Source organism: Pseudonocardia halophobica (assembly GCF_027922425.1).
Classification (GTDB): domain Bacteria; phylum Actinomycetota; class Actinomycetes; order Mycobacteriales; family Pseudonocardiaceae; genus Pseudonocardia; species Pseudonocardia halophobica.
In genome coordinates, this window is record NZ_BSFQ01000137.1 from 1 (window position 1) to 1,100 (window position 1,100).

A 1,100-nucleotide genomic window follows, 5' to 3' on the forward strand; every position below is an offset into this window, starting at 1 on the left:
TCTCGACGCTGCGTTTGAAAGCGCCTGCTGGATGACCGGCACCGTCGACGTGTTCACCGATATCCGCGCCCGAGGTGAGATCGCGATCGTCATCACGCAGTCCCCGGCCTTCTTCGGCCGCAGGCTGCGGCGTTGGGGCGCGCATGAGACCTACGGCTCGGATGTCGAGGTCGGCCGACCGCTGCCCGATGCGGCCACCCTGTCACCGGAGGCGAAGGTCAAAATCACTCAGGATGCTCTGACCCGACATCACCTGACGGCGCAGGCGTGTGTCGCCTATGGCGACTCGTCCTCGGATCTCGACCTGTTCACCTGGCTGCCGCACGCCGTCGGGGTGAACCCGAGCCCGGCCATCGCCCAGCTCGCGTCGGCAAGCTACGTCGGCACCGACCTGAGAGAGGCATACTCGATCGGCCGTCGCCTGCTGTCGCCCATCGGCGTCGACACGACCTGACGAGGATCACTCATACAGCCGTCCACACTGGGCAGAATCCTTCATGGTTGCCTGCGGAGAGCGAAAGGAAGGCGGAGTGGCTGATGAGTCTCCCTTCGGGCAAGTTTCCGCTGGAAGTTAAGTCATAGTGCAATCGATAGGAAGATAGAGCATGCTATACGAGGTCCGAGAGTACGTCGCCACGCCCGGCCGCCTTCAGTCGCTCATCGCGAGATTCAATGAGCACGCGTTCCGCCTCTTCGACAAACATCAGATGGACCTCGTTCAGATCGGCGTGACGTCGGTGGGTGATCACTCGTTCAACGAGGTCGTCTACACGCTCCGGTTCACAGATGTCGCAGACATGGAGCACAAATGGGGTGCGTTCGTCCGTGACCCGGAGTGGGTCGCCGCGTTTCACGCGAGCGAGACGGAGGGCCCATTGGTGCAGTCGATGAGGCGGCGATTGGTCGAAGCGAGCTCGTTCGGTGAGTGGTGTAGGAAGTGAGCAGCAGTAATGGGCGCGAGTTCCGTGCGGTACGGATCGATAGAGTCGACGGATCGACCCGGATTTCGGTCGACAAGCTGACCGACGACGACCTGCCCTGGGGTGATGTCGAGGTCGACGTCTTCTACTCGGATCTCAATTTCAAGGATGGAAAGGTGA

2 protein-coding genes are annotated in these 1,100 nt (G+C 61.5%); both read left to right on the forward strand.

Annotation, left to right across the window (positions count from 1 at the left end; translation table 11 throughout):
• Positions 1 to 454, forward strand: a 454-nt coding sequence (locus PKE99_RS37690) for an HAD family hydrolase (RefSeq protein WP_369075888.1), incomplete at its 5' end; no start/stop codon positions are given.
• Positions 455 to 605: 151 nt separating this feature from the next.
• The gene (locus PKE99_RS37695) at positions 606 to 941 is read left to right on the forward strand and encodes an NIPSNAP family protein (protein WP_037054445.1); all 336 of its coding nucleotides are present in this window, start codon (positions 606 to 608) and stop codon (positions 939 to 941) included.
• Positions 942 to 1,100 lie beyond the last annotated feature (159 nt).

Excerpts from the sequence above, each read along its gene's own strand:
- PKE99_RS37695 (WP_037054445.1), top strand. The coding sequence starts at position 606 with ATGCTATACGAGGTCCGAGAGTACGTCGCCACGCCCGGCCGCCTTCAG.